The organism is Streptomyces sp. NBC_01381 (assembly GCF_026340305.1).
Taxonomy (GTDB): domain Bacteria; phylum Actinomycetota; class Actinomycetes; order Streptomycetales; family Streptomycetaceae; genus Streptomyces.
The window spans coordinates 2,199,648-2,224,049 of the sequence record NZ_JAPEPI010000002.1; the positions used below are offsets into that span (position 1 = coordinate 2,199,648).

Below are 24,402 nucleotides of genomic sequence, written 5' to 3' on the forward strand. Positions count from 1 at the left end.
CCGCCTGCGGGTCGACCCACGCACCCAGGGCTACTACGAGCGCCGGATCAAGGAGGGCAAGACCCGGCGCGAAATCGTTCGTTGCCTCAAACGGCATGCGGCTCGGGAGGTCTTCCACTTCTTCGGCGGGGCGCTGACCTGGTCGGGGAACTCGTTGGCCAGCCCTCGGTAGCCCTTGTCGACCTCCGCCTTCACCTGCGAGTGAAGGCGGAGCTGCTCGGCAATGCCCTCATTGCGCATCGGAGTCTGGTCATGCATGCGGCCGGGCCGGTCGGCCCCGGACCACAGGGTGCAGCCCTGGGAGTCGCTGATGGTGGTGGTCTTCATGGTGTTCTGCTTCTTCTTGCCGGAGACGAACGCGCAGCGGCCAGGCCGGTGGGCCTTGGGGCGGCGGACCTGGGTCTCGGTGCCGTCGATCCGCAAGGTGACGTTCTCGGCGGCGGCGTAGGAGAACACGTCTGCCAGCGTGCGCAGCCGCACCCCGGGCCGGTCGGGGACGGCGAAGCCCCGCTCGGCCAGCAGCGGACGGATCTCCCCGATCGCCCGGGTGATGGTGGACCGCTCCAGGCCGTACAGCTCCGCAAGAGCGGCGTGCGGGAGCTGGTGACGCAAGTGGACCAGGGTGACCAGCACCCGTCGGTGAACACCAGGTCGTGCTTCGGCCCGGCGCCCGGCTGCTGCCTACGCTTTCCGCCTCGCCGCTCCTGCAGCGCGGACTGACAGCGTGCAGTCCATGGAGCGGCCAACTCCTCGATCAAACCGCCGAGATGCGCATGGGAAATACCCGTGAAGGCTGGATGGGACAAGGCCGCACGGGCCCATTCCTTCGTCGTCACACACGAGGAACCCGTGCGGCCGCCTACACGTCACGCCCGACTTCTACCCATCCCAGTTGATCTTTGCCGGGCTGGGTCTCATAGCCACCGCGTGGCTGCCTCGACGCTGTCGTCGATGCTGGTGTTGAACGCGATCGCGGCCCCCGGTGCATGCTGCCGGACCAGGTTCACGACCTGCTCGAAGAACGTCAGCAGAGGTTCAGGCTTGCGTATCCCACCCCCGATGACGACGACGTCCCAGTCTCGTTCGTACAGCGCCGCGACCACCATGGACTGGGCTGATTCGTCCGGCGCAATCAGCGTCATGGAAGCATCGACGGCATGTTCGCCAAAACGGGCCAGTTCCTTGTCCAGGACCACGCGCATGGCGTCCCCGTCCATACCAGGCACTGCGTGCGGGTCGAAACCAAGAATGAGAGCAGAAGGCATGCTCTGCATGACGATCAGCTGCCCGTGCCGGTTCCCGTTGCATGAAGCTGCCATCTGGGTGGCGACATCACCTGAGACTCCAGGCCCTGCCCACGTCGGCGACGACCCCGCGTGAGCCCGGAACTTCGCTCGCAGCCTCGTAAGCGGTGCGGAGGTGTCCGCGGGCTCGTCGTGTCGTGACACAGCATGTCCGTAGACGCTGACTGTCAGCGTTGCGGAACCCGAACGCGTTGCGGGCGACGAGCTTGATCACACGGTTGATGCCCTCGCTCTTGGCGTTGCTGTGACCGGTGTCGAGGAACGCGGCGGTCTCGGGCCCACCAGTGATCGACTGTGGTAGTGGGCGTGGCGACCTCGGGGATGCCGGAATCATGGTTGAGGACGATCGTCTCGATTGATCCGGACGCCCGGGCTCGGTGGCGTGTCGCTGACGCTGTCCTTGCGATGGGACCGGCCAACCGCCGCCAGGACGAAGGTGATGCTGATCAGCAAGGCCCAGGCGCCGAACTTGTCCACTGCGACCGGCTGCCAGCCATCAAGCTGGTACGGGTAGCGCCAGGCGCCCACATAGGTGGCCAGGTTCTCCGCCACCCACAGGAAGAAACCGATCAGCACGAACGAGAACGCCAGCGGCATCCGTCGGCGTACACCGCGCACCGTGTAACGCACCGAGGTGCCCGCCGTGACCGCCAGGAGCAGTCCGGCCAGCAGCCAGCGCACATCGGGCAGCCAGTGGTGGCTGAAGAAGTTGACGTAAATCGCCGCGGCCACGACTGCTGTCGCCCGCGGGCGATAGCGGACCAGCTCCAGGTCGAACAGGTGCCAGGCTCGGCACACGTAGCTGCCAACAGCCGCGTAGAGGAAACCGCCGTACAGCGGGACGCCCGCGAACTTCAGCACGGCAGGCTCCGGATAGCTCCAGGAGCCGAGGGACACTTTCACCAGCTCGAAAGCCAGGCCGATGACGTGGCAGACGGCGATGACAGCGATATCCCGGCCGTTTTCCCAGCCACGCAGCCAAAAAAGCAGGGTGAGCAGGGCGCCGTAGGCAACGAGCAGGTCATAACGCGCCACAGGAAGATGGGGCAGTACGGTGGACGCTGCGACCCCGGACAGTAGCGCGATGGCGAAAGAGCAGGCCCGGATGTGTATCCAGGCGAAATCGCGCAGCTGACGAACCGATACAGCCAGGGGGCCGTTGATGCTATTGGTGAACATGGTGCCCTGTAGGACGAATTCTTGCCCGCCCCGGTTGCTGCATCGAGGACCGGACCGGCGGGCCGGGCTTCCTGCAGGGCGCTGAGGGTCGCTTCAGCATGGACGTGAGTGGGAAGGCCCCGCCCCATCGCCTACTCTCCCGAGCCCTTCAGCAGCCTCATCAACTGTTCGTCCAGGTCGACCTCGCCCACGCATGGCGCGTCTTTGGTGGTCCTGGTTGATCATTTCTGTTCTCTCAGCAGAAGGATCAGCGGGGAGCCACGGGCTTGGTCAGCGATACGACGTTGCTGCTGGACCTGGACGGGGTGTCCGTCATCCGGGTCGAGCGGCTTGGGGACGGTACGCGCCGGGTCCATCTGGCCACGGCGGACGCCTCGGCCAGGGCCTGCCCGGTGTGCGGGGTGTTCGCGGCCCGGGTGAAGGGGGCGGCGACCACCCGGCCGCGTGATCTCCTGTACGCAGAGCGCCGCCTGGAGTTCGTGTGGCACAAGCGACGCTGGTGGTGCCGGGAGGTGTCCTGTCCTCGGAAATCGTTCACCGAGCAGATCCCGCAGATACCGGCCGGGGCCCGGTTGACCGAGCGGTTGCGGTGTGCGGCCGGACGCCGGTCCGCGATGCCGGTTCCACCGTCGTGCAGGCCGCCCGCGACCTCAATCTGTCCTGGCCGGTGGTGATGGACGCCTTCCGCATCACCACCGCGACCGTGATCGAGACGCCGCTGCCCGAGGTTTCAGTGCTGGGCATCGACGAGACCCGGCGCGGCCGCACCCGCTGGGAGCAGGATCCCGGCACCGGGAAGTGGCAGCTGACGCGGGATCGCCGGCACACCGGGTTCGTCGACGCGCTCGGCATCGGCGGGTTGCTCGGCCAGGTCGAGGGCCGCGCCGTCGCTGACGTCCTGGCCTGGCTGTCCAGCACGCCCCTGGCCTGGCGCAACACCATCCGTCATGTCGCCATCGACATGTCGGCCACCTACCGGGCCGCGATCCGCACCGGTCTGCCCGACGCCATCGTGGTCGTCGATCACTTTCACGTCGTCCAGCTCGCCAACAAGATGCTCTCCCTGGTGCGGCGCCGCACCACCGCCGAGCTCCGGGGCCGGCGCGGACGGGCCGCAGACCCGGAAGGGAAGGCCAGGCTCCGGCTCCTGCGCAATCGGGAAGACCTCACCGACGAGCAGTTCGCGAAGATGTGGAACCCCCTGCTCGACGAAGGGAAGGTCGGACAGATCCTGCTGACGGCGTGGATCGCCAAGGAGAGCCTGCGCACCGTCCTTGCCCTGGCCTGCACCGGCGCCGACCGGCACCAAGTCGGCCATGCCCGCTGGAAGTTCCTGACCTGGTGCGCGGACTCCGACATCCCCGAAGTCCGCACCCTCGCTGCCACCGTCGACCGCTGGTGGCCCGAAATCGCCACGTTCTTCGACACCGGTCACAGCAACGCCAAGAGCGAGGGCATCAACCGCGTGATCAAGCTCGTCGCCCGCAACGCGTTCGGTTTCCGCAACGCTGACAGTCAGCGTCTACGGACACGCTGTGTCACGACACGACGAGCCCGCGGACACCTCCGCACCGCTTGACTCGAAGACCCCGTTTCCTGCCATCATCGAACGCCAGTCGCCACATAGCCTCGGTCGACGGGCGAGTTGGAACACGCGGGGTGCGGGTGTCGTGAGGGGCGGGAGAATGAGCGGGTGCTGTCCCGGGTCCGGGGTCTGACTCATGACATGCCTGACCGAAGTGCCTGTGTCACGCACTGTCGGCCGTTGGCCGGGGACGGTGCGTCGTCGGTGCCGGGCTGGCGGGGCGTGTCCCGATAGGGGCCTGCCGATCATTGTGGCGTCCTCACGATTCTGACCGCCTGACGCAGCCCGGTACCGGCAACGCGACGCGCAGTCGGACCGGAAGGGGAACGGGCATGTCCGGATCGGCCATGCGCACATCGATCACGTCGAATACGCCGTCTGCTCCGTAGATCCGTCGTCGTCGCCCTGCGGGGGTTGTGGTGCTGGGCGTGGACACGCACCAGGATGCCCATGTGGCTGCGGTGCTCTCCTTGACGGGGACAGTCCTCGCCGCCGGCGAGTTGCCGGCCACCGCGGCGGGATACCGCGATCTGCTGAAGTGGGCCAGGAAGGCGGGCGTGCTGAGGCGGACCGGGGTGGAAGGGACCGGCTCCTACGGGGCGTCCCTGTCGCGCTATCTGCTTGCGCAGGGTGTGGATGTGTTGGACGTGAATCAGATGGACCGGGCGGATCGCCGTCGGCGCGGCAAGTCGGATCCGCTCGATGCGCAGAATGCGGCGCGAGCGGTCTTGAGCGGGCGGGCTCGTGCCCGGGCTTAAGCGAGGGCCCTGGCCGAGGTGTTCCCCGAAACCCGCGAACAGCGGTGCTGGGTTCACAAAACGGCCAATGTCCTCGACGCCGTGCCGAAGTCCGTGCAGCCGGGCGCGAAGAAGGCCATCCAGGACATCACAGGCACCGAGGACCGCGACCACGCCGAAGCGGCGATCGAGACGTTCGCCAAGCTCTACGGCGCGAAGTTCCCCAAGGCCGTCAAAAAGATCATCGACGACCAGGAGCAACTGCTGGCGTTCTACGACTTCCCGGCCGAGCACTGGATCCGCCTGCGGACCCACGAATCCCATCGAGTCCACGTTCTCCACCGTCCGGTTGCGGACCCGCGTCACCCGAGGCGCCGACTCCCGCACCGCCGCCCTGGCCATGGTCTTCGAGCTCGTCGAGTCCGCCCAGCAGCGGTGGCGGGCCGTGAACGCACCCCACCTCGTCGCCCTCGTCCGCGCCGGAGCCCGCTTCGAACGCGGCCAGCTCGTCGAGCGGCCCCGGGAGTGGGCGGCATGACGGCCATCGGCCTGCGGCTGGCCACTGCCTCGGACAGCGAGTACTGCTTCCAACTGCACAAAGCCGCCATGGGCGCCTACGTCACGGCCATCTGGGGCTGGGACGAACACGTTCAACGCGGCTTCCACGCCCGCGCGTTCACCCCGGACCGATGGCAGATCATCACCGCCGACGGCTCGGAAGTCGGCATGCTCCACGTCGAGCACCGGCCGACGGAGATCTACCTGGCGCGGATCGAGCTTCACCCCGACCATCAGGGACGCGGTATCGGCAGCCAGCTCATCCGCAGCCTCCTGCACCAGGCCCGTCTCGGCATGGCCCAGGACCTCACCTTGGACGTCCTCGCGGTCAATCAGCGCCCAGGCTCTCTACCGGCGACTGAGCCTGCACGAGGTCACTCGTCACAGCGAGAACGACATCAAGATCAGGATGTCCACCAAATCGCCTCAGCCTGGCCCGATCCACAGATCTTGACAATGACTCCACAATCGGCATCCCCCATGAGAGATCAAGACAAGGAGTTAATGATTTGCAGGCGTTATGCCGTGCCCCTCGGATCATCGGATCGTTGTTCTTGTGCGTAGCTGAGTGGCCCCCAACGGGCGTGAATCGAGCCCCTGTTACCGGACCAGACGGTGAAGCGGGGAGGCCAGTGCCGTAAGCGTCGGCGGGTGCACCGAAGCGAACCTCTGGAGGTACCGCGGCTTGCCCTGGCTGGACCTGCCCGAGCGGTACGACTCCTGGGAAGGCAGGTACATCCAGTTGCGGAACTGGCCATCGACGGCAGGTGAGAACGAGTCCGAGTGCCCGGATCTCCAAGAGCGACACGCTTCCCCGCTGTATACGCCCCTTTCCAGTCTCTGACCTCGAAGAGCGTGTGATGAACTCCTGGACCACGTCCACCCACCACGGTCAGCCGCTTGCCGACTGGTATGCCCGCCGCAGCAGCACACTCCGCGGCGCTGTACGCCACCAGCTTGTGGACCGAGCGCTGATGGAACACCTTCCCGTTGCACCGCCGCAGCGTGTGCTCGATGTCGGAGGTGGCACCGGCGTGCAGGCCCGGATGCTGGCCCATCGTGGCCACCACGTCACCGTTCTCGACCCCGACGAGAACATGCTGGCCAAAGCCCGCACCGCCTGGCTGCCACACGCCGACAACTCCCCGGGCAGTGTCAGCTTCTGCCACGGCACCGGCGAGCAGGCCCCGCAGCTGGTAGGCGCCGACTGGGACGCGGTGCTGTGCCACGGCGTCCTGATGTACCTGCAGGACCCGGCCCCCCTGCTGCACGTGCTCACGCAATGCCTGCGGCCTAAAGGTCTCATCTCCCTCCTCGCCTATCAGGCCGACGTCCTGGCCATGCAACGAGGACTCGCACGGGACTGGGACGGCGCACTCAAAGCACTGCACAGCCCGGTGGAATACAGCAGCATCGGCACGATCAGCTTCGGCGTGGACCGCACCGAGATCCTACGGATCCTCGCCGAAGACCACATCGACCTCGTGCAGTGGTACGGAGTCCGGGTATTCACCGAACACCTCGAGGACGAACCCGTCGGCAACGACTTCGACAGAGTGCTCGAAGCAGAGTGGGAAGCCGGCCGCATCGACCCCTACCGGCGCGTCGCCCGCCACTTCCACCTCATCGCCCGCCCCAGAACGGCCCACCACACCCATCGCCCTTCGTGATGGGGCGAGGGGAAACCGGCCAGAGCATCAGGGACCAATTCCACGGCCCCGCTCGCAGCCAGACTCTTGCTCTTGCACACGCCCCAGATCTCAGCCCCACCTGGGAAGGGACGCAACGCCAGAACTCCCGTGTCCGCTTACTGGCTCTAACAAAAGCGGTTGATCATGTGGCTGTTGGCTTGTCGGATCGTTGGTCTGGTTATGGGGAACCGTCAGTCGCGGCCGTGGATCGTGTCGGACGAACTGTGGTCGCTCATCGAGCCGTTGCAGCCCGAGCCTGCCCCGAAGCTGGCCGAAGGCAGACCGCGGTTACCGGACCGGCAGACCCTGTGCGGGATCCTCTTCGTCCTGCACGCCGGCATCCAATGGGAGTACCTGCCCCAGGAGTTGGGTTTCGGGTCGGGTATGAGCTGTTGGAGACGCCTGGCCGCCTGGAACGAAGCCGGTGTATGGGACCGTCTGCACGCGGTGCTGCTGAAGGAGTTGCGGTCGAAGGACAAGCTGGACTGGTCGAGGGCGGTGATCGACTCTTCCCGCGTCCGGGCCGCGCGACGGGGCCCAAAAGCGGGCCCAGCCCGGTCGACCGTGCACGGCCGGGCAGCAAGCGCCACCTCATCGTCGATGGGCAGGGCATCCCGCTCGCGGTCTCGCTGACCGGCGGAAACCGCAACGACATCACCCAACTGCTGCCGTTGCTCGACAAGATCCCTCCCGTCGCCGGCACTGTCGGCCGACCACGGCGGAAGCCCGACGCACTCCTGGCCGACCGCGGCTACGACCACGACAAATACCGACGACTTCTCTGGCAGCGCGGGATCCGCCCAGTGATCGCGGAGCGGGGTCAGCCGCACGGCACCGGCCTGGACATCTTCCGCTATGTCGTCGAGCGCACGATCTCCTGGCTGCACGGTTTCCGTCGTCTGCGGATCCGCTGGGAACGACGCGACGACACCCACGAAGCCTTCCTCGGCCTGGCCATCTGCCTGATCACCCACCGACACGTCCAACGCCTTTGTCAGAGACAGTAGGCGTCCTCACGATTCTGACCGCCCGACGCGGCCCGGTGCCGGCAACGCGACGCGCCGTCGGACCGGAAGGGGGGAACGTGGGTGTCCAGTTCGACCCTGTCCAGTACGCCGCCTGCTCCGCAGACCCGTCGTCGTCGCCCTGCAGGGGCGGTGTGCCGGGAGTGAATACGCAATCGGGCAGGAAGTGGGAAGCCGTGAGGTGGCCGGAGAGGTCTTCCACCTGGTCATACAGTTACAGCCAGGACCCCGCTCATAGGGGCTGTCGTGACAGATGAGAGGGTCAGGCGAGTGAGTGAGACACCGATGAACACCCTGCAATACCGCTTTGACGGGCCAGAAGACGCTCCTGTCCTGATCCTCGGTCCCTCACTGGGTACCACATGGCACAGGTAGGCAGAACCGTCTTCTGACGTCCACGTGGTCCAGTTCGGCGGCGTTCGCGCAGGTTTGGTCATGGTGGTCTTGGTGCGTCGACGCTGTTGGTGACAGCGATGTGACAGGTGAGGTCCTCGCCGACCAGGTGCTGCTCATACAGATGCGGCGTCTTCGAGCGTATCGAGTGCTCGCCGTGAGGAGCGCTGTTGCTTGGCGACCTGTTGCGAATTGGTCGCGAACGATCGGCCGGTGTCAGATCACGGTGCCGTAAGAGCTGGGACTGAGCATGCTCCCTGTTTCCGGGCGGGGATGCTGTGGCGGGCGGGAGGATTGGTGGGTGCTGTCCCGGGTCTGGGGTCTGACTCACGACATCTCTGACCGGAGCGTCTGAATTACACAGTGTCGGCTGTTGGCCGGGGACGGTGCGTTGTCGGTGCCGGGCTGGCGGGGTGTGTCTCGATAGGGGCCTGCCGAGTGTTGTGGCGTTCTTACGTTTCTGACCGTCTGACGCGGCCCGGTACCGGCGACGCGACACGTCATCGGACCGGAAGGGGAACGGGCATGTCCACTTCGACCATGCCCAGTACGTTGCTCGCTCCGCAGGCCCGCCGTCGCCGTCCTGCGGGGGAGGTGGTGCTGGGTGTGGACACGCACCGGGATGCCCACGTGGGTGCTGTGCTCTCCGTGACAGGGGCCGTGCTGGCCACCGACGAGTTCCCGGCCACCGCAGCCGGGTACCGGGGTCTGCTGAAGTGGGCCAAGAAGTGGGGTGTGGTCAGGCGGGCCGGGGTGGAGGGGACCGGCTCCTACGGGGCGTCCCTGTCGCGCTATCTGCTGGCGCAGGGCGTCGACGTGTTGGACGTGAACCGGATGGACCGGGCGGATCGCCGGCGCCGCGGCAAATCGGATCCGCTGGATGCCCAGAACGCAGCGCGAGCGGTCTTGAGCGGGCGGGCTCGCGCCCGGGCAAAGGCGGGCGACGGGCCGGTGCAGATCGCCAGGATGTACAGACTCACGAAGGTGTCGGCCGTCAAGGCTCGCACGCAGGCCATCAACAGCTCAAGGCCGTTCTCATCACTGCCGACCCGGCCCTGCGGGAAGAACTGGCAGGACTGGGCAATGCCGAACTCTTCCGTACCTGTGCGAGGTTCGTCGACCTGAGCAGTCGCGAGGAGGTCGGCGAGGAGTCGGTGCTGCAGGCCACGTGGATCACCCTGGGTCTGCTGGCTCGCCGGATCGGTCAGCTCTCCGAGCAGATCCGGGAGGTGGACGTTCGTCTCGCCCGGCTCGTGGAATGTCATGCCCCGCAGCTGCTTGAGGTGGTGGGGATCGGCCCGGACACGGCTGTCGCTCTGCTGATCGCAGCGGGGGACAACCCGGAACGGCTGGGCAGCGAGGCGTCCTTCGCCGCTCTGTGCGGGGTCAGTCCTGTCGAACGATCCTCGGGGCGCCAGCAGTTTCGTCGCCTCAACCGCGGCGGCGACCGGCAGGCCAACGCCGCGCTGCATCGGATCGTGTTCACCCGCCTGCGGGTTGATCCGCGCACCCAGGGCTACTTCGAGCGCCGGATCAAGGAGGGCAAGACCCGGCGCGAAATCGTGCGATGCCTCAAGCGCTGTGCGGCCCGGGAGGTCTTCCACCTCATCGGACAGCCACAGCCAGAACCCCGCGCATAGGGGCTGCTAGGCAGTGACGGCTGAGGCCCCCTGCCGGGCAGGTGTCTACCGAGGGGCGGAGACGTTTCGGGACGGGCCGACGGTGGACAGTGCAGCTGTGCTGTCGAATTTCGGTCAAGTTGCGGTGAACGTGTGCGGACGTAGCCGGACGTCCACGGACTGACGCGAACACAGTGAGAAATGCTGAGACTGAATGGGACTGGCTAGGTTCAATCCATGATGGGTTACCTGCTCTGCTCTGCGGGCCACACTGCATCCATGACGAGCTTTCAGCAGCGGAAAGCAATAGGCGACGCGCATGAGCGGTACGTCGCCGAGCAACTCGCCGGGCGAGGGTGGGAAGTCAACTTCTGGGGCCAAGGCCAGCTGAGCCGTACGCTTCAATGCGCGCTCCGGAAGACCGACAGTTCCATTCGCTGGTTCCCGGATCTCATTGCGGCGAAGGCCAAGGACCTCGTACTGATCGACTGCAAGGGCGGTATGACCAGCAGGCGAACGGGTCGGCATGCTGTCGAACGGGCTGCGGTGCTGGCGCATTTGCAGCTTGTTGCCTGGACGCAGCTCCCGGTCTACTACGTGTTCGATGGCCTTGATGTGTGGTCGCCGTACGATGTGCTCGTCGCGGGACAGAAGGGGCCGCACAGCATTGCGGGATCGGGCGCCCCGTACTTTCTGATCTCCGCTCGGGGAGCCCGTCGCTTCGACGACCTGTTCGGTGCGCCGGACGTCGCCCAGTTGGGTATTGCCTCGTAGCGTTGGTAGTTACTCGCTCAGACGCCTTCACGCCGGAGAAGGCGCCAGCACAATCAACCTGGTGCACAGCCTTCCATTCTTGGCGCATCGAAGCGGTTGTCCCTCCCCTCGTAGCGTGAAGCCTGTGACTGCCGGGGAAGTTGGGGCATGGCAGAGCAGCGTCGGAAGTTCGAGCCGGAGTTCCGTGAGGGTGCGGTCCGGATCGTGATGGGGCTGGCCGCATAAGGTGACCTGGTTCGCCGATGTGTTTGTAGGCCCCGCGCTCCCGAAGCCGCCGTTCCCCGACAAGTCGCACGCTGTAGTCGGAGTGCGGACGACGCGCGGAACCTGGTCCGGCCCGTCACCCGATGCGCAGCGTCGCAGCGGCCTTGTAGGTGCGCAGGACCGGCGCGGTCTCGATCCGCGCGATCGCGTCCAACGCCACCTTGCGGGTCAGGTAGTGGTGCAGTTCCTCCGCGTCCTGGCACAGCGCGTGCGCGACCAGGTTCGTCGGTCCTGTCGTCGCCGCGACCACCGCCAGCTCCTGGTGTCCGGCCAGCTCGGTGGCGACCGCCTCCAGATGCGCGGGCGTGACCTGCATCCACAGCAGCGCCGACACGGTCACGCCCAGCATCGACGGTTCAATGTCCACGTCGAAGAACAGCGCGCCGCGCGCCCGCAGTTCGGTGAGCCTGCGGGCCACCGTGGACGGCGTCGAACCGGTGACGGCGGCAAGCTCGGCGTAGCTGAGGCGGGCGTCGTCGCGCAGCGCGTCCAGCAGGAGGCGGTCGGCGTCGGTGAGCAGGTACTCGGGGCCGCTTGGCTCGGCCTCCGTTGTGCCCGTTCCCGTGTCCGCTTCCGCTGCCGTCCCGGTGACGCCAGCCGTGCCCGTGCCCAGCCCTGTGCCGGTGGCGCTTTCGGCGCGCAGGCGTGCCTGCTGGGCGGCGTCGAGGGTGGCGACGCGTCCGCGCCACGGGGTCGGCCCGCCGAGGTAGGTGTGCAGGAGGTAGTGCGCGGACACCGCGGTGATTCCGGCGGTGCGCGGGATGTCTCGCAGCAGCAGCGCGTGTGCGTCGGGGCCTGTGGGCGTGGTGTGGATGATCGCGACGATCTCGGTGCCGCCGGAGGTCAGCCGTACCCACGAGGTGTCGGGGCGGCGTGCGAGGGCGACCGCGATGTCGTGCGCCGTGCGCGTCGCGGCGGTCAGTCGCACGAACCACTGGTGGGTGCCGGAGCTGCGCGGCGCGGGCAGTGCGACCACGCGAAGGCCCGCTTGCGCGTACAGGCGGCGGTAGCGGCGCACCACGGTCTGGGTGGAGGAGCCGAGGATGTCGGCGACGAGCGTGAACGGCGCCCGCCCGTCCACTTGCAGGGCATGGATCAGGCCGCGGTCCAGATCGTCCAGTACGAGCATATCCACCAAATTAGCCGACCTCGATGGTAGTAATCACCGAATTCCGCCATGGGGATGGAACCACGCGTTTGCTGGGCGGGACGGTGGTCACCGGTCCCGGGTCGCCCGCCTGGCGGGCCGCCGTCCCGGACACACCGTGCACGACAGACCTCGCACCACAAGCCGCGCACCGCACACCCAGGGGAGACGTATGTCCCGCAGCACCGGCCACGGCACGCCGATCGGCACCGACCCGAACTCGGAAGCGGGCGGGCCCGTGCCGCCGCCTGCGTACCGGTGGCGGTGGCACGCCTTGGCCGCGGTGCTGGTCGCCGAGGCGATGAATCTGCTGGACGCCACGATCGTCCAGGTTACGGGCCCGGTCATCCACACCGATCTGGGTGGAGCGGACGCCGCCATCCCGTGGTTCAGCGCCTCCTACACCCTCGCATTCGCGCTCGGGCTGCTGACCGGCGCCAGGCTCGGCGACATCGCGGGCCGTCGCCGCGTCTTCCGCATCGGCGTCGCCGCGTTCGCCGCCACGTCCCTGGCATGCGCGCTCGCGCCGACCGCCGAGGCGCTGATCGGGCTGCGCGCGCTGCAGGGCGCCGCCGCGGCGCTGATCATCCCGCAGACGTTCGGCCTGATCCGGGCGATGTTCGACGGCGACGAACTGCCCAAGGCGCTGGGCGCGATCGGCCCCGTCATGGGCCTGTCAGCGGTCCTGGGCCCGGTGCTGGGCGGGGTCCTGACACACGCCGACCTGCTGGGCTCGTCGTGGCGCGCCTGCTTCCTGGTCAACCTCCCCCTCGCCGCCGTCGTCCTGGTCATCGCACGGCGGCTGCGCGAGGACCGCGCGCCGGTCCGGCCGCGCCTGGACCCGGTGGGGACGGTGCTGGCGATGACCGGCACCGCGCTGGTGGTGTGCCCGCTGGCGACCGGCACGCCGGGACCGGCCGGATGGGCGGCGGCGTGCACGGGCGCGGCCGTCCTGGTGCTGTTCGTCTCCCACCAGCGCCGCACCGCGGGCCGCGGCCGGGCCCCGCTGATCGAACCGGCTCTGCTGCGCGGCCGCGCGTTCCCCGCCGCGCTGGCCACCTCCACGCTGTTCTTCGCCGTCATGAACGGCGTCATGATCACCGTGGTCCTGCACCTGGAACTGGGCCTGCACCGCGGCCCGCTCACCGCGGGCCTGACCCTGCTGCCGTGGTCTGCCGGGCTGGCCGCCGGGTCATGGGCGGCAGGGGCGTACCTGGTCCCGCGGCACGGGACCCGCGTCATGCACGCCGGGATCGCTGCCCTCGCTGTCGGGCTTGCCGCCGCGATCGTCGCCCACCGGTCCGCCGCGCCCGACGCGTACCCGGCGGCGCTGCCGTTCGCGCTCGCCGTCGCGGGCCTGGGCACCGGCCTGTTCACCCCGCCGTTCTTCACCACCGCGCTGCGCGGCGTCGGCCCGCAGGAGACCGGCTCGGCGGCCGGGCTCCTCAACGCCGTCCAGCAACTCGGCGGCACGCTCGGCGTCGCGGTGGTCGGCGGCGTCTACCTCGCCGGAGACGGCACCCCGCGCGGCGCTGCGCAGGCCGCGCTCGGCACGGCCGGGGCAATCCTGGCGGCGACCGCGATCGCCGCGGCCGCGATGACGGGACGGCGCGGAACCCGTTCGCGACCCGGATCTCCGACCTGGGCGTGACAGGCACGACGGCCCTCTCAAGATCTACGGCGTCTACCAGACGTGGTTGAACGCCCAAAGCTGGTGTCACCCACATCCGTCTCCGCCGGACCAGATCAACTGAGACCACGACCAGCATTCATTCCTGCGGAACCAGATCAACTGAGAAATCCCCATCGTGGCGTCTCAACCCATCTGGTCGCCACAGGTCACACCCGTTCCGGGGCTGCCGCCTCAAGCGATGGAAGCGCCGTCACTACAGCAGCCACGCCAAGATCTGCTGCCTCGGCGAGCAGGCCATGGCCCACCTGAAGGGCTGGCGTCTACTTCGAAGCTCCGCTGCAGCACCAACCGCGCCACCGACATCGTGAAGGCCGGTGTCCCGTTGCAAGTGATCTGGTTCGTGATCAGGGCACCCGAACCGCCCGCCAGCACCTTGATACGCCGTATCCGCCCAGCATTTGAGTGCCGCGTCGGCCATGACCTCAACGATTCCGTGAGGCCGGGCGGCGGTCAGATCGTGGGTCGAGCCGGGCAGGGTGGGCGAGACCCAGAGCAGGCGACCAAAACGGATCAGTGAGGACTTCGACGTTCATGCCATGGTATTTGTGCCTCCCCGAGCAATACGGGGTGTCGGCGGCGATCCGGTCGATCGGCAGCAGGGTGCCGTCGAGGAAGACGAACGCCTTCGCCCGGGCCGTCCGTATCGCCTCGGTCAGGGACGGAACACTTCGACGGCCTCGCGCATGTAGACGGAACACGGTCGCGATCCCGATGCCGAACCCCGTGGCGAGCTGGGCGTAGGTATCGCCGCACCGCAGATGCGCCAGCACCAACAGGGCCTGGCGTCCAGTCGGCAGACGTCGCCGCTGTGTCCCGATCTCCCGCTGCCGGGCCGCGAGTTGCCGGCTCAGGTATCGCAGAGTGCGGTTGGACAGATCGATCGCCGACGGGTAGATAAGCGCTCGAAGCTCCTGGCAGACATGGGTGATCTTGGTTGAGAACCCGTCTACCGGGAGCTTCGTTGTTCCCAGGGACGTCCAACTCTGGACAACGCCTCGATGTTGGAAAACACTCCGGCTTTGATGCCGTTTAGAGGTCGCGCAGATAGGCGCCCGGTCATGGGCGGCGTCGAGGACGTGTGTCCCAGCGGTGGGTGGTCCAGGCTCGGCGGATCAGGCTACGGACGGTGGTGATCGTGTCGGCGAGGTCGAAGAAGGCTTCGATGACGCTGCCTCGTCGTTCGTAGCAGCGTGCGAGTCGGTGGAAGGCGTTCTGCCAGGCGAGGGTGCGTTCGATATGCCACCGCCGGGTGGCCTGGACGGGTGCCTTGTCCCCTTGTGGGTGATCCGGCCGTGCAGTCCCCGCTCGCCGAGCCGGGTGCGCGACTTGGCCAAGTCATATCCGGCATCGAGGTGCACGGTTACCTCGTCGGGTAGTGGACCAAGTTCGGCCAATAGATCGAGTGTTGGGGCCAGGAGCGTGGCAGTTGGCGCCGGCCAGGACGCGACCGAGGGGGATGCCGTAGCCGTCGGTCATGCCTGAACGCTTCATGCCCTGCTTGCCCCGGTCGACCGGTGAACGTCCGGCTGCTTCCCCGCCGCCCGGGGCCTTGGTGATAGCTCCGTCCACGGCGATCTGATCGAGGACGAGACCGACGATGCGGTCATAGGCGTCGAGCGCCATCTGCTTCAGTCGGGCGAACAGCCCCAGATGTATCCACTCGTCCCGGCGGTTGCGGATCGAGGTGGCCGAGCAGGTGGAGTCCGCGATCGCTTCATAGGAGCAGCCGAAGGGAAGGACTTGCAGCAGCTTGTCGAACACGATCCTGTCGCTGATCCGGCGCCGGTGGCAGCCCAATGGGTGGGCCGGATGGAACTCGGGCCGCGGGGGCAACAGGGCAGCGAATTGGTCCCACAGTGGTTCGGTCAGCCATGACGGCAGCGCAGGCATAGGTCTCCCGTGATCACAGAGCATCAACTTCATGTTCACGGAACCTGCGCCTGTCTCGTCTGGCAGCTGGCCCCACCCGTTGACTGTCTGCGCGGCCTCTCAGTCCAGGGCCTTGCGGACGGCGGTCAGGATGGCTTGGGTGTCGGCGCCGAGAGCGCGGGCCGCTGATGTGAAGTTCCGTGCCAGCATGGCGAGTTGCTCTGCGTTGGGGTGCATTCGTTCGGACGGGAGTGCCGCGACCCGAGTGTCCGCGCCACGGCGGGTGCGGATCAGCTCGACGGCCTCCAGTTCGCGGTAAGCGCGAGCCACTGTGCCCGGTGCCAGGCCCAGGTCGGCAGCGAGCTGACGCACGGTGGGCAGGCGTTCGTCCTCGGTCAGTTGGCCGGTGACGATCAGGGCTGCGAGTTGGGTGCGGATCTGCTCGTACGGCGGAACCGGGCTGGCTGTGTCGACGCGGACGGAAGGGCCGGTCATTGTCGGACTGCTTGGGGCGCCACCAGAGTGAACAGGGCCAGCCACGGTGGACCCTTTCCCTTCCCCATGCACTGTCCAACGAGCCGACCACCAAAGGGAGATGGCCGCCGAATCCGTTTCTGTTAGCTCACTCTTAGTGAGTGTGAGGTCCAGCGCGTGTCGGTCGGGTGCTGCCAATTCTGGACCGGAATCCACACGGATGCGCGCCGGGCAACTCCAGATCGTGTGGGAGCCGATCCGCGAGGGCCGGCGTTCCGAGCACCATCCGCCAAGACCCGAGGATCAGCTGGTCGGTGAAGGCACGGTCCACTGGCCAGGCGCCCTCATCACGGACCTCGCTCCGGGGCTGAATTGCGGACAAGCCGGTCCGGCCTGACGGACACCAGAATTCCCAATGGGTGGATACATTAAAAGAGTGAGGCCCGACACGGGCCAATAGCTCCAACTCACCTACGTGGAGGGCGCTTCTACACCCCGTCGGTAAGGCACTGCGCGATGCCCGTCTCGGTGTCCGTCTCCAAGGCGGCTCTGTACTCCGTTTGGTATGCGGTGTCGCCGATGTGATGGCGGATGCGGAGCTCGGTGGCCATACGAGCGGCGACGAGTTGGGGCATGCCCATCTGAGGCCGGCCCAGGGTCTGCCAGATCTGCTGGCCGGTGCCGAGCAGGTGGGCCGCCCGTTTCCCACGACCCGCGGCCGCGATCGCCGAAGCCTTCAAGTCGAGGGCTGCGGCACATCCGAAGCTGTCGTTCAGCCGGGCCGTTCCCTCGACGGCCGAGCGGGCCAGGGCAGCGGCCTCGTCCGGCCTCCCCAATTCGAGGGTAGCCAGCGCCCGTGCGTAGTGGGCCCAGCCGCCCATCCACGTGTCACCGATCTCCGTGCAGTACCTGCCCAGGTCCTGTGCGGTGGCCAGGGCGGGGCCGGCTTCCCCGAGGCGGGCATGAGCTGCCGATCTGGCCAGCCGGAGCAGGGGCCATGCCGCCTCGTACGAGCCCTCGCCGCCGGGTGAGCCGGGTGCGACGGCGAATACCTCGACGGCGCGGGCCAGTGCTCCACGCATTCTGAGACTGCTGCCTTGGAGGTAGGAGGCGGCAGCGAGCATGTCCGGGCTGCCGGTGTCGTGGGCGGCCTTGCGGAGCTGGGCCCCCAGCCGGCTACTGGCCTTGCCGTCGCCTTGCTGGATGGCCGTGATGCCGCAGGCCCACAGCGCCTTGGCATACCGCGGATCCGCGCAGCGCCGCGGATCCGGCTCGTGGCCGAGGTCGAGCGCGCGCTGCAGATAGCGGTAGCCCTCGCGCGCGTGCCCGCAGCCGAACCAGAAGAACCAGAGCGCGCCGCCCATCTCCAAGGCGGTGGAGCCGTCGCCCTCGGACAGGCAGAACTCCAGTGCGGCACGGAGGTTGGCGTGCTCGGCGGCCATGCGCTCGTACCAATAGACCTGGACGGGTCCCATCCACTCGGCGTCAGCTCGGTGAGCCAAGTCGAGGTGGAAGTCCCGGTGGCGGCGTCGGGTCGCACTCACCTCGCCGAGGTCCTCCAGCCACTGCCCGCACTGCTCGCGCACCGTGTCCTGCATGTCGTAACGCATGGAGCCCGGGCCGTCCGCCCTGCGCCCGACGATTGACTTGGCCACCAGGGCGTCAAGGAGAGGAGTGAGCTTCTCGGGCGAGAGCGGGCCGCCAGAGCAGACTGCCTGCGCGGCGCTCAGATCGAAACCGCCTGCGAAGACTGACAGGCGCGCGCAGAGCAGTCGCTCCAGCGGTTCGCCCAGCTCATGCTCCCGGTCGGTTGTGGTGCTCGAAGCCCGATGCGGCGGGGGCGGGGACAGGTGACCGGCCGCCCGGCTGTCCGGCAGGTTGCGCTGCGGAGCATCAACGGACCCGCAACTGCCGGGTGTTGGCAGCCGATGCCGGGCGATCTCCTCGAGTCCCTGTTCGGTCATCGCTGTAATGGCGAGCTCGTCGCCGACGGCCCGGCACCACACCCGAGCGCCGGCGAAGCCGGGTGGGGCCGGATAGCGGGCGGCGGAGAAGCCGATCGTCTGGTCGTTGTCGATGACACACTCCTCGCCGAGCACAGCGTCGTACGGGGCGGCCGGAACGGGATGCAGGTGATCGCGCTCGGCGACCAGTCGCGAGACCGGCGGGGCCTCGGCGGCGCGATGTGCACGGGTGTTGGCCTGCTCGCACCAGGCATCGCAGGCTGCGGTGAGTTCCGCGAGCGAGCCGTACTCGCCGCGGAGCGGCGCGGTGGTGGGTACCAGGTCGGCTTCCGTGATCCGCACGATCTCCTCGACGCCGCCCGGCGCCTGCGGGCTGAACGCCTCGCAGGCCGCGACCGTGCACCCGTAGTGCGTGCCCGCGGCCACCAGCTGCGGGTCGTGAAGCGCGTTCCCCAGGGCCCGGTCGACCGTCACGGTCCCTGAGGCGCCGGTCAGGACGTATGTGGGGACTCCGCCGATCCGTCGCAAGGTGGTGTCGAGGCAGGACACCCAGGTGCCAGGTGTCCGGTCCCAGGCCGGGAGCAGCACCCGGAACCTTGACCAGGACAGCCAGGCACAGAACAACTGGGTGCGACGCCCGGCGACCGTGGGGCCCTGGCCCCAGTCGGCCTGTAGCCACATGCCCGGCTCGGGTACCCAGGGGCGGTGGTGGCGCCAGTGGCCGTCCTTCCAGGCCGCTTTCACTTCGGTGACTGCCCTGCGGGTGGTGCGTTCGGTTCCGGTGAAACCCATGGCCACGAGGCGCTGGTGGACCACATCGGCACGGATACGTCCCTTGGAGTGATCAACCAACTCCTCAATCTTGGGGAGGAATGGGTCGGTGACCCGCGGGCGGCGGGCTGCCTGGCCCGGTGCAAGACCGGCCTGGCGGCGGTCGACGTACTTCTTGACGGTCTTCGGGTCGCACCCGGCCAGCCTGGCGGCCGAGAAGGCGCAACGAGTCAGGTCGTACGCCTCAAGGATCTTGGCGATGTCTCTGGGTGACTTGGTCAACATCCCTCCCGGTGCGGGAGAGTTGACGTCCTCTTCTGGGGCGCCATGGCACGGCTCGGGGAAGTCATGTACACGCGCCCTCCTGGCCGCCGTCGTTGACGTATGGGATAACCACGCATATGAGGGTGTGTGTCACCGGGCGGCCGACAGTGACGTTTCACTACCCTTCGTGCCCCAATGAACAACCTGCGCGCCCCCACAGATCAAGTCGGTGGCATCCGCCAGGGAATTCGCTGCACGGTGTCCCTGGGGTGCTCAACTGAGATGTCCCAAATTACCTATGCAGCAAGCGAGTTGAATCCATTTGTCTCATGCTGACAGCGGACCGGTGCAGATCCTCGTGGGCGGGCAGTTCGGTCCGGCCTCGCGGACACCAAGCATCCCGTCATACGGACGCGATAACCGCGACCGCATGCCACAACGGCGACCACGACCACCAACTCACCTACGGCAAAGGCGATGAGGCTCGCTCCGAACGGGCAGGTGATCCAGCCGAACTGAACCGTCAAGCCGAGAGCACGCCTTCACGCGCTGGCGGTACAGCCGCTTCCGGATGCCCGACGCTTGCCCGGGGCGCAGCGGAAACCCGCTTCCGTCCCGAGCGTTGACCGTGGGTGGACGCGAATTCCTCCGGGCCGATTACCTCGACCCATCACGCCGCGCTGACCGGCGCGTACTGGCTGGACAGCTCGGTGCACCGGGCCGACGCCAGCCCGCGCCGCCTACCCGCGGCCGCAGCACCCGCACGGGCCGTAGCTCTCCCCGGAACGTGGTACGCGATAGCAGCACTCGCCTGCCTGACCGTCCTGGCCGCGCTCCTCTGCACGACGTTCTCCCGGTGAAAGGCCACGGGTTCTCCCGGTGAGGGCCATGGCCGGAAGGAGACGCCACCCCGGCACCAGGCTCATCCCATGATGTGGTCACGACCTGAAGGCAACCTCGCCTCAGCGCACACACACAGGACGGCTCCCCTCAGGTGTCCAGGGAGCCGGCCGCCCGTAGCTCCCCACGGGCGGCCGGTCTGCGCGTTGTCGGTGATGCGCAGGCCACTGCCTCGCCCTCCTGCGCGGGAGCGCCGTGCCACGGTGCGTCGGCAGAAGGGCGAGGCGGCCTTCATCAGGCGCAGTGTGGCCGACTGCGCTGAGGCGCTGGCCAACCCGGCGTGGGGCAGTGCGCCTCCGCCGTGGGCCCCGGGACGACGCGAGGAGATAGACCTGATGACCGATGCCGCACCCGCCGCCGCGGAGGGCGCCAGGAACTGGTGTTTGGCCGAGGTCGACATCTTCTGCGACCTCAGTGAGCAGGAGATGGCTGGCATCGCAGAGGCTGCGCCGGTGAAGACGTACGGGGCTGGGAAGTTGCTGTTCGCTCCGACCGAGCCCTGCGAGGTGCTGTTTCTCCTCAAGCAGGGCCGGGCGTGCGTCTGCCGCGTCTCTGCCGATGGCCGAGCGCTGACCACGGCCATCGTCACACCCGGCACGAAATTCGGCGAGATGGTCCTGCTCGGGCAGCGGATGTACGGCAACTGCGCCGAAGCCCTCGACGACGTCACCGTCTCCGTGATGACCTGCACCGACGTCCACCGACTGCTCCTCGCCCACCCGCGGATCTCCGCCCGCATTACCGCGATCCTCGGCCGTCGGCTAGCTGAGCTTGAACAGCGCCTGTTTGACAGCGTCTTCAAGACCGTCGCCCAGCGCGTAGCCACCACCCTGGACACCCTCGCCACTGCCCAGCCTTCGGCAGGCCCTCTGCGGCCCACGGCCCGGCATCCGCAGATCGCCTTCACCCACGAACAGCTTGCCGCGCTCGCTGGCACCTCCCGCGAAACCTGCGCTAACAACGGCTAACACAATGAGGTGGATCGCTCCTGCTTGCCGTGCCCAGGGCGGGAGTTGAGCGTTCTCTCGGTGTGGGGACGTCGCCGTGGATCGTTTCGGATGAACTGTGGGATCACCTCGAGCCGCTGCTGCCGCAGCGTGAGCGACGCTTCCGGTATCCGGGCCGCAGGCCGTTGCCGGACCGGGAGGTGCTGTGCGGGATCTTGTACGTGCTGCACACCGGAATCCAGTGGGAGTACCTGCCGCAGGACCTCGGTTTCGGCTCGGGCATGACGTGCTGGCGCCGTCTGCGGGACTGGAATGAGGCCGGCGTGTGGCAGCGGCTGCACGAGGTCCTGCTGGCCGAGCTGAACGCGGCCTCACGGCTGGACTGGTCCCGGTGCGTGGTCGACTCCTCCCACGTCAGGGCTTTAAAAGGGGGCAGCACACGGGCCCCTCGCCGGTCGACCGGGGCCGGGCTGGCTCCAAACACCACTTGATCACCGACGGGCACGGCACTCCGCTTGCGGTCCTGCTGACCGGCGGCAACCGCAACGACGTCACCCAACTCCTGCCGCTGCTCGATGCGATCCCGCCCATCCGCGGCCGGGTCGGCCGTCCCCGCCGCAAGCCGGACTCGCTGTTCGCCGACCGCGGCTACGACCATGACGTCTACCGCGACCAGGTCCGCGCCCGCGGCATCGTGCCCGCGATCGCCCGCCGCGGCACCCTGCACGGCACCGGACTGGGCACCTACCGCTGGGTCGTGGAGAGAAGTTTTGCGTGGCTGCACGGCTTCCGACGTCTGCGCATCCGATGGGAACGCAGGGCCGACATCCACGAAGCGTTCCTCAAACTCGCCTGCTGTCTCATCACCCACCGACAACTCGGCTCATTGTGTTAGCCGTTGTAAGACCCGATTTCGCCGAGCGCGGTCTGCTCCGCCTGGCCAGGGCTCGCATCACGATTCTCGACGCAGCCCGCCTCCGGGACGAGGCAGGGTGACGAGTAGCCGCACGATAGAAGTCAGTTGCTGATCACTGGGTCTTGTCGGGTCGATCGGCCTGGTTGGGATTCCTTACCGACACCCCACGGCGGCCGTGAGAGCCCGTCAGGCGTTCGTGCGTGATGGGCGGTCGGGGAGGTCGGTGAGCCGTTCGATGCGGAGTACCGTCTCGTCTGCCGTTGGTGATGGTCCACGGGTGACGAAGTCGATGCCGTGGTCCAGCCAGATGCCGGTGAGTCCGGCGAGGGCGGCCGCGTTTACATCGCTTTCCAGCATGTCGCCCACGTTCACCGCCTGGGCGGGGTCGTTCCGCATCCGCTGGCAGGCGGTGGTGTAGGCGGCGGGCTTGGCCGTACCGAGCTCGGTCGGGGTCAGGACGGCTTCGAAGTATTCGAGGAGTAGCCGTTTCAGGGTTTCCAAGCAGGGCTGGACACCGGGATAGCACCGCCAGGACTTCTCGAACACGGTGAGGTAGCGCTCGGCGATCCAGGCGTCCAGAAGACCTGGGCGTTCCGGAACCGGCTCGCCGAGCATCGGCAGGAAGGAACGGAGCCTGCGTCGGTGGTGCTCAGCGAAGGAGCACTGACCGGCCAGGCATCCCCTCATGTGGCGCGCCTCCAGCGTCCACCACAGCGTTACCAGTTCCTCCGGTGGAGCCGTCGCGTTCGGCGCGGCCTGGACGATCTGGCCGATCGTTTCCAAGACCGCGCTTCGACGATCGACCAGGGTGCCGTCCAGATCGAAGACGGCTCTCTTCGCGTGATCTTGTCCGGCATGTCGTCGTGAGGCTGGTGTGTTGAGGGCAGCACTGGCCCGATGGTCGACAACGGCCGGCGCGGCGCTGCCGGACGTGCCGCTGCCCGGGCACTGGTTCTCCGCCCAGTTCCAGGAGCGGATGAAGCATGTCTACCCGGCGCTGCAGTCGGTGCCGTACCCGTCCGGACCGGGGGTGTCCTGTCCCAGGCCCCGACGGATCGCGATCTCCACGGGTGCGTACGTGCCGTCGGCCCGTTCCAGTTCGTACGGTGCGGCCGGCATCAGCGGCGGCTGGGCCATAAAGCGCGGACGCACCCCATGGTGCGATTGCGCCGCGTGCACCAGGAACGGATGGCACAGGAAGACGTCTCCCGGAGACCCGGTGGCAAGGGGTGCGAGCCGACCCGGATCCGGGTCGGGGCGTCCTGTTCACCGACCTCGCTGAACAGGAACAGCATCAGCAGCGCCCGGCCCTGGGAGCGCAGATTTGTGAAGTACCAGCTCTCGCCTTCCGGCAGATAGCTCCCCTCGATGTGCCAGCCCGCGTCGTCCGGCTCCTCCTCGTTCGGGAAGCGCAGCGGGAACGTGCCCAGCGAGTAGCGCGGCTCCCAGCGTCCGGCGCCGACGAGCAGGTCGTACGCGCGCTGCAGGGACGGGGAGTTGGGTGCAGCGGCGAACGGCCCCTGCGCCATGCCGCCCACCCAGTGCACGGGCTGCGTCCACGTCGACGGGTCGTCCGGGTCGCAGCCCGTCTCTCGCCACAGCAGGCGCGCGCAGCCCGCGGCCACGCGCGGCGCGACGGCGCCCTCCAACTTCACGAAGCCGTCGCGGAGGAAACGGGATACCAAGGTCGTGTCATCCATGCCCCCATCGTGTGGCGACACCGGTCCCGATCACCCGACATTCTCCGCACCGCTTTTGTCGGGTGTTCACCGAGCCGCTTCTTGACTCCTCTGAGACCGGAAGCAACCGCCCTGCGGTCACACCCGCCCAGGTCGCAGCGTGGGCCGGCAGCAGCGTCCCCGTACTCCTCGCCACGTACGCGCGCTGCATCACCGGCCAGCTCACCGAGCTCCAGCAGCGCATCGAAGGCCCACAGCAGCATCCAAGCGCTGGCGGCGCCCTGCGGCTGCCGCCAGCCCCGCCCGCGACGCCAGCAGGTAGAGCTCGTTGACACGCCCGCCCGACCCCATCGCTGACTCATTCGGCGATGGCGACGGATCATTGGGTACGGCTGTGAGGCGAGAAGACGAAAGTACCTTCCTGACCTGGGACGAAGAACCTTGTTGAGAGGTTCTGCCGGTCCAGCGGAGGGCGCTCTCTGCGGGCAGGCTGCCGGGTTACCCCCAAGGTCCATGTCATGACGGACAGTTCAAGGGCTGTCGGGCACCGGAGCGCTGTGCAGACCGACCTGCCGATCCCACAGGTCTGACGGCCGCCTACGTGTGTGGCACTGGGGCGGTTTTGCGGCCATGCGCGACACGGTTGTCA

21 protein-coding genes and 6 pseudogenes are annotated in these 24,402 nt (G+C 67.8%); 15 read left to right on the top strand and 12 right to left on the bottom strand.

What is annotated here, in order from left to right; translation table 11 throughout:
- Window positions 1-33 precede the first annotated feature (33 nt).
- The 5 genes from OG453_RS31435 to OG453_RS31450 form a co-directional block, all read right to left on the bottom strand.
- Window positions 34-612 (bottom strand): transposase family protein, encoded by a 579-nt coding sequence (locus OG453_RS31435; RefSeq protein WP_323178686.1) that lies wholly within the window; start codon window positions 610-612, stop codon window positions 34-36.
- Window positions 613-914: 302 nt separating this feature from the next.
- A complete protein-coding gene (locus OG453_RS31440) occupies window positions 915-1,265 on the bottom strand; it encodes a hypothetical protein (protein WP_266871948.1) in 351 nt (116 codons plus the stop codon).
- A gap of 67 nt (window positions 1,266-1,332) precedes the next feature.
- On the bottom strand, window positions 1,333-1,638 hold the full coding sequence (locus tag OG453_RS45390; protein WP_353962304.1) for a transposase: 306 nt from the start codon (window positions 1,636-1,638) through the stop codon (window positions 1,333-1,335).
- The gene (locus OG453_RS31445; protein WP_266871949.1) at window positions 1,635-2,483 is read right to left on the bottom strand and encodes a DUF817 domain-containing protein; all 849 of its coding nucleotides are present in this window, start codon (window positions 2,481-2,483) and stop codon (window positions 1,635-1,637) included. Before OG453_RS31445 ends, OG453_RS45390 begins: the two co-directional genes overlap by 4 nt.
- A gap of 247 nt (window positions 2,484-2,730) precedes the next feature.
- Window positions 2,731-2,919 (bottom strand): hypothetical protein, encoded by a 189-nt coding sequence (locus tag OG453_RS31450; protein ID WP_266871950.1) that lies wholly within the window; start codon window positions 2,917-2,919, stop codon window positions 2,731-2,733.
- Here OG453_RS31450 and OG453_RS45395 point away from each other — a divergent pair.
- The 10 genes and pseudogenes from OG453_RS45395 to OG453_RS31495 all read left to right on the top strand — a co-directional run bounded on the left by OG453_RS45395 (window position 2,900) and on the right by OG453_RS31495 (window position 10,865).
- Window positions 2,900-3,157, top strand: coding sequence for a hypothetical protein (locus OG453_RS45395; RefSeq protein ID WP_353962306.1), 258 nt, complete (start codon window positions 2,900-2,902; stop codon window positions 3,155-3,157). The two genes, OG453_RS31450 and OG453_RS45395, sit on opposite strands and share 20 nt — an antisense overlap.
- Complete coding sequence (locus OG453_RS31455; protein ID WP_266871951.1) at window positions 3,073-4,062, top strand: ISL3 family transposase; 990 nt, start codon at window positions 3,073-3,075, stop codon at window positions 4,060-4,062. The genes OG453_RS45395 and OG453_RS31455 overlap by 85 nt, the downstream gene beginning before the upstream one ends.
- A 434-nt stretch (window positions 4,063-4,496) precedes the next feature.
- Window positions 4,497-4,826: a transposase gene (locus tag OG453_RS31460; RefSeq protein WP_266871952.1), complete on the top strand. Its 330-nt coding sequence runs from the start codon at window positions 4,497-4,499 to the stop codon at window positions 4,824-4,826.
- Window positions 4,827-4,829: 3 nt separating this feature from the next.
- A pseudogene (locus OG453_RS31465) lies at window positions 4,830-5,343 on the top strand (transposase); the annotation flags it as partial.
- On the top strand, window positions 5,340-5,927 hold the full coding sequence (locus OG453_RS31470) for a GNAT family N-acetyltransferase (RefSeq protein ID WP_266871953.1): 588 nt from the start codon (window positions 5,340-5,342) through the stop codon (window positions 5,925-5,927). The pseudogene OG453_RS31465 and the gene OG453_RS31470, both read left to right, overlap by 4 nt.
- Window positions 5,928-6,322: 395 nt before the next feature.
- Complete coding sequence (locus OG453_RS31475) at window positions 6,323-7,033, top strand: bifunctional 2-polyprenyl-6-hydroxyphenol methylase/3-demethylubiquinol 3-O-methyltransferase UbiG (RefSeq protein ID WP_266871954.1); 711 nt, start codon at window positions 6,323-6,325, stop codon at window positions 7,031-7,033.
- A 201-nt stretch (window positions 7,034-7,234) separates the two neighbouring features.
- A protein-coding gene (locus OG453_RS31480; protein ID WP_266873191.1) for an IS5 family transposase occupies window positions 7,235-8,061 on the top strand; the annotation gives its coding sequence in 2 pieces (ribosomal slippage) (window positions 7,235-7,586 and window positions 7,586-8,061; 828 coding nt in all).
- 936 nt (window positions 8,062-8,997) lie between these two features.
- Window positions 8,998-9,597, top strand: a complete 600-nt coding sequence (locus OG453_RS31485) for a transposase (protein ID WP_266871955.1) — start codon at window positions 8,998-9,000, stop codon at window positions 9,595-9,597.
- A gap of 29 nt (window positions 9,598-9,626) precedes the next feature.
- Complete coding sequence (locus tag OG453_RS31490) at window positions 9,627-10,112, top strand: transposase (protein WP_266871956.1); 486 nt, start codon at window positions 9,627-9,629, stop codon at window positions 10,110-10,112.
- A 258-nt stretch (window positions 10,113-10,370) separates the two neighbouring features.
- The gene (locus tag OG453_RS31495) at window positions 10,371-10,865 is read left to right on the top strand and encodes a hypothetical protein (RefSeq protein WP_266871957.1); all 495 of its coding nucleotides are present in this window, start codon (window positions 10,371-10,373) and stop codon (window positions 10,863-10,865) included.
- Window positions 10,866-11,205: 340 nt separating this feature from the next.
- On the opposite strand, the gene OG453_RS31500 is transcribed toward OG453_RS31495, so the two are convergent.
- Entirely contained in the window at window positions 11,206-12,258 is a 1,053-nt protein-coding gene (locus OG453_RS31500; RefSeq protein ID WP_266871958.1) for an Lrp/AsnC family transcriptional regulator, read from the bottom strand.
- A gap of 190 nt (window positions 12,259-12,448) precedes the next feature.
- Between OG453_RS31500 and OG453_RS31505 the strand changes: the two genes are divergently transcribed.
- Together OG453_RS31505 and OG453_RS31510 are read left to right on the top strand one after the other, a co-directional pair.
- Window positions 12,449-13,927, top strand: coding sequence for an MFS transporter (locus OG453_RS31505; protein ID WP_266871959.1), 1,479 nt, complete (start codon window positions 12,449-12,451; stop codon window positions 13,925-13,927).
- A gap of 239 nt (window positions 13,928-14,166) precedes the next feature.
- Window positions 14,167-14,300: pseudogene (locus OG453_RS31510) on the top strand (IS5/IS1182 family transposase); the annotation flags it as partial.
- A 30-nt stretch (window positions 14,301-14,330) separates the two neighbouring features.
- Here OG453_RS31510 and OG453_RS31515 read toward each other — a convergent pair.
- The 4 genes and pseudogenes from OG453_RS31515 to OG453_RS31530 form a co-directional block, all read right to left on the bottom strand.
- A pseudogene (locus OG453_RS31515) lies at window positions 14,331-14,898 on the bottom strand (transposase family protein); the annotation flags it as partial.
- Between the two features lie 127 nt (window positions 14,899-15,025).
- Window positions 15,026-15,859, bottom strand: a pseudogene (locus tag OG453_RS31520) (IS5 family transposase).
- A gap of 99 nt (window positions 15,860-15,958) precedes the next feature.
- Window positions 15,959-16,333 (bottom strand): GntR family transcriptional regulator, encoded by a 375-nt coding sequence (locus OG453_RS31525; protein WP_266871960.1) that lies wholly within the window; start codon window positions 16,331-16,333, stop codon window positions 15,959-15,961.
- Between the two features lie 467 nt (window positions 16,334-16,800).
- A complete protein-coding gene (locus tag OG453_RS31530; RefSeq protein WP_266871961.1) occupies window positions 16,801-19,332 on the bottom strand; it encodes a hypothetical protein in 2,532 nt (843 codons plus the stop codon).
- 611 nt (window positions 19,333-19,943) lie between these two features.
- On the opposite strand from OG453_RS31530, the gene OG453_RS31535 reads away from it, so the two are divergent.
- The 3 genes and pseudogenes from OG453_RS31535 (at window position 19,944) to OG453_RS31545 (ending at window position 22,053) form a co-directional block, all read left to right on the top strand.
- Window positions 19,944-20,171: a hypothetical protein gene (locus OG453_RS31535; RefSeq protein ID WP_266871962.1), complete on the top strand. Its 228-nt coding sequence runs from the start codon at window positions 19,944-19,946 to the stop codon at window positions 20,169-20,171.
- A 375-nt stretch (window positions 20,172-20,546) separates the two neighbouring features.
- Complete coding sequence (locus tag OG453_RS31540) at window positions 20,547-21,179, top strand: Crp/Fnr family transcriptional regulator (RefSeq protein WP_266871963.1); 633 nt, start codon at window positions 20,547-20,549, stop codon at window positions 21,177-21,179.
- Window positions 21,180-21,203: 24 nt separating this feature from the next.
- Window positions 21,204-22,053, top strand: a pseudogene (locus tag OG453_RS31545) (IS5 family transposase).
- Window positions 22,054-22,260: 207 nt separating this feature from the next.
- Here OG453_RS31545 and OG453_RS31550 read toward each other — a convergent pair.
- Entirely contained in the window at window positions 22,261-23,052 is a 792-nt protein-coding gene (locus tag OG453_RS31550; protein ID WP_323178719.1) for an HAD family hydrolase, read from the bottom strand.
- 9 nt (window positions 23,053-23,061) lie between these two features.
- Window positions 23,062-23,774, bottom strand: a pseudogene (locus tag OG453_RS31555) (phytanoyl-CoA dioxygenase).
- Between the last annotated feature and the right edge of the window lie 628 nt (window positions 23,775-24,402).

Bases quoted from the DNA above. Each gene is read 5' to 3' on its own strand.
- OG453_RS31445 (WP_266871949.1), bottom strand. From the start codon at position 2,483: ATGTTCACCAATAGCATCAACGGCCCCCTGGCTGTATCGGTTCGTCAG.
- OG453_RS31525 (WP_266871960.1), bottom strand. From the start codon at position 16,333: ATGACCGGCCCTTCCGTCCGCGTCGACACAGCCAGCCCGGTTCCGCCG.
- OG453_RS31530 (WP_266871961.1), bottom strand. From the start codon at position 19,332: ATGTTGACCAAGTCACCCAGAGACATCGCCAAGATCCTTGAGGCGTAC.
- OG453_RS31500 (WP_266871958.1), bottom strand. From the start codon at position 12,258: ATGCTCGTACTGGACGATCTGGACCGCGGCCTGATCCATGCCCTGCAA.
- OG453_RS45390 (WP_353962304.1), bottom strand. From the start codon at position 1,638: ATGATTCCGGCATCCCCGAGGTCGCCACGCCCACTACCACAGTCGATC.
- OG453_RS31540 (WP_266871963.1), top strand. From the start codon at position 20,547: ATGACCGATGCCGCACCCGCCGCCGCGGAGGGCGCCAGGAACTGGTGT.
- OG453_RS31495 (WP_266871957.1), top strand. From the start codon at position 10,371: ATGACGAGCTTTCAGCAGCGGAAAGCAATAGGCGACGCGCATGAGCGG.
- OG453_RS31505 (WP_266871959.1), top strand. From the start codon at position 12,449: ATGTCCCGCAGCACCGGCCACGGCACGCCGATCGGCACCGACCCGAAC.
- OG453_RS31485 (WP_266871955.1), top strand. From the start codon at position 8,998: ATGTCCACTTCGACCATGCCCAGTACGTTGCTCGCTCCGCAGGCCCGC.
- OG453_RS31440 (WP_266871948.1), bottom strand. From the start codon at position 1,265: ATGCCTTCTGCTCTCATTCTTGGTTTCGACCCGCACGCAGTGCCTGGT.
- OG453_RS31470 (WP_266871953.1), top strand. From the start codon at position 5,340: ATGACGGCCATCGGCCTGCGGCTGGCCACTGCCTCGGACAGCGAGTAC.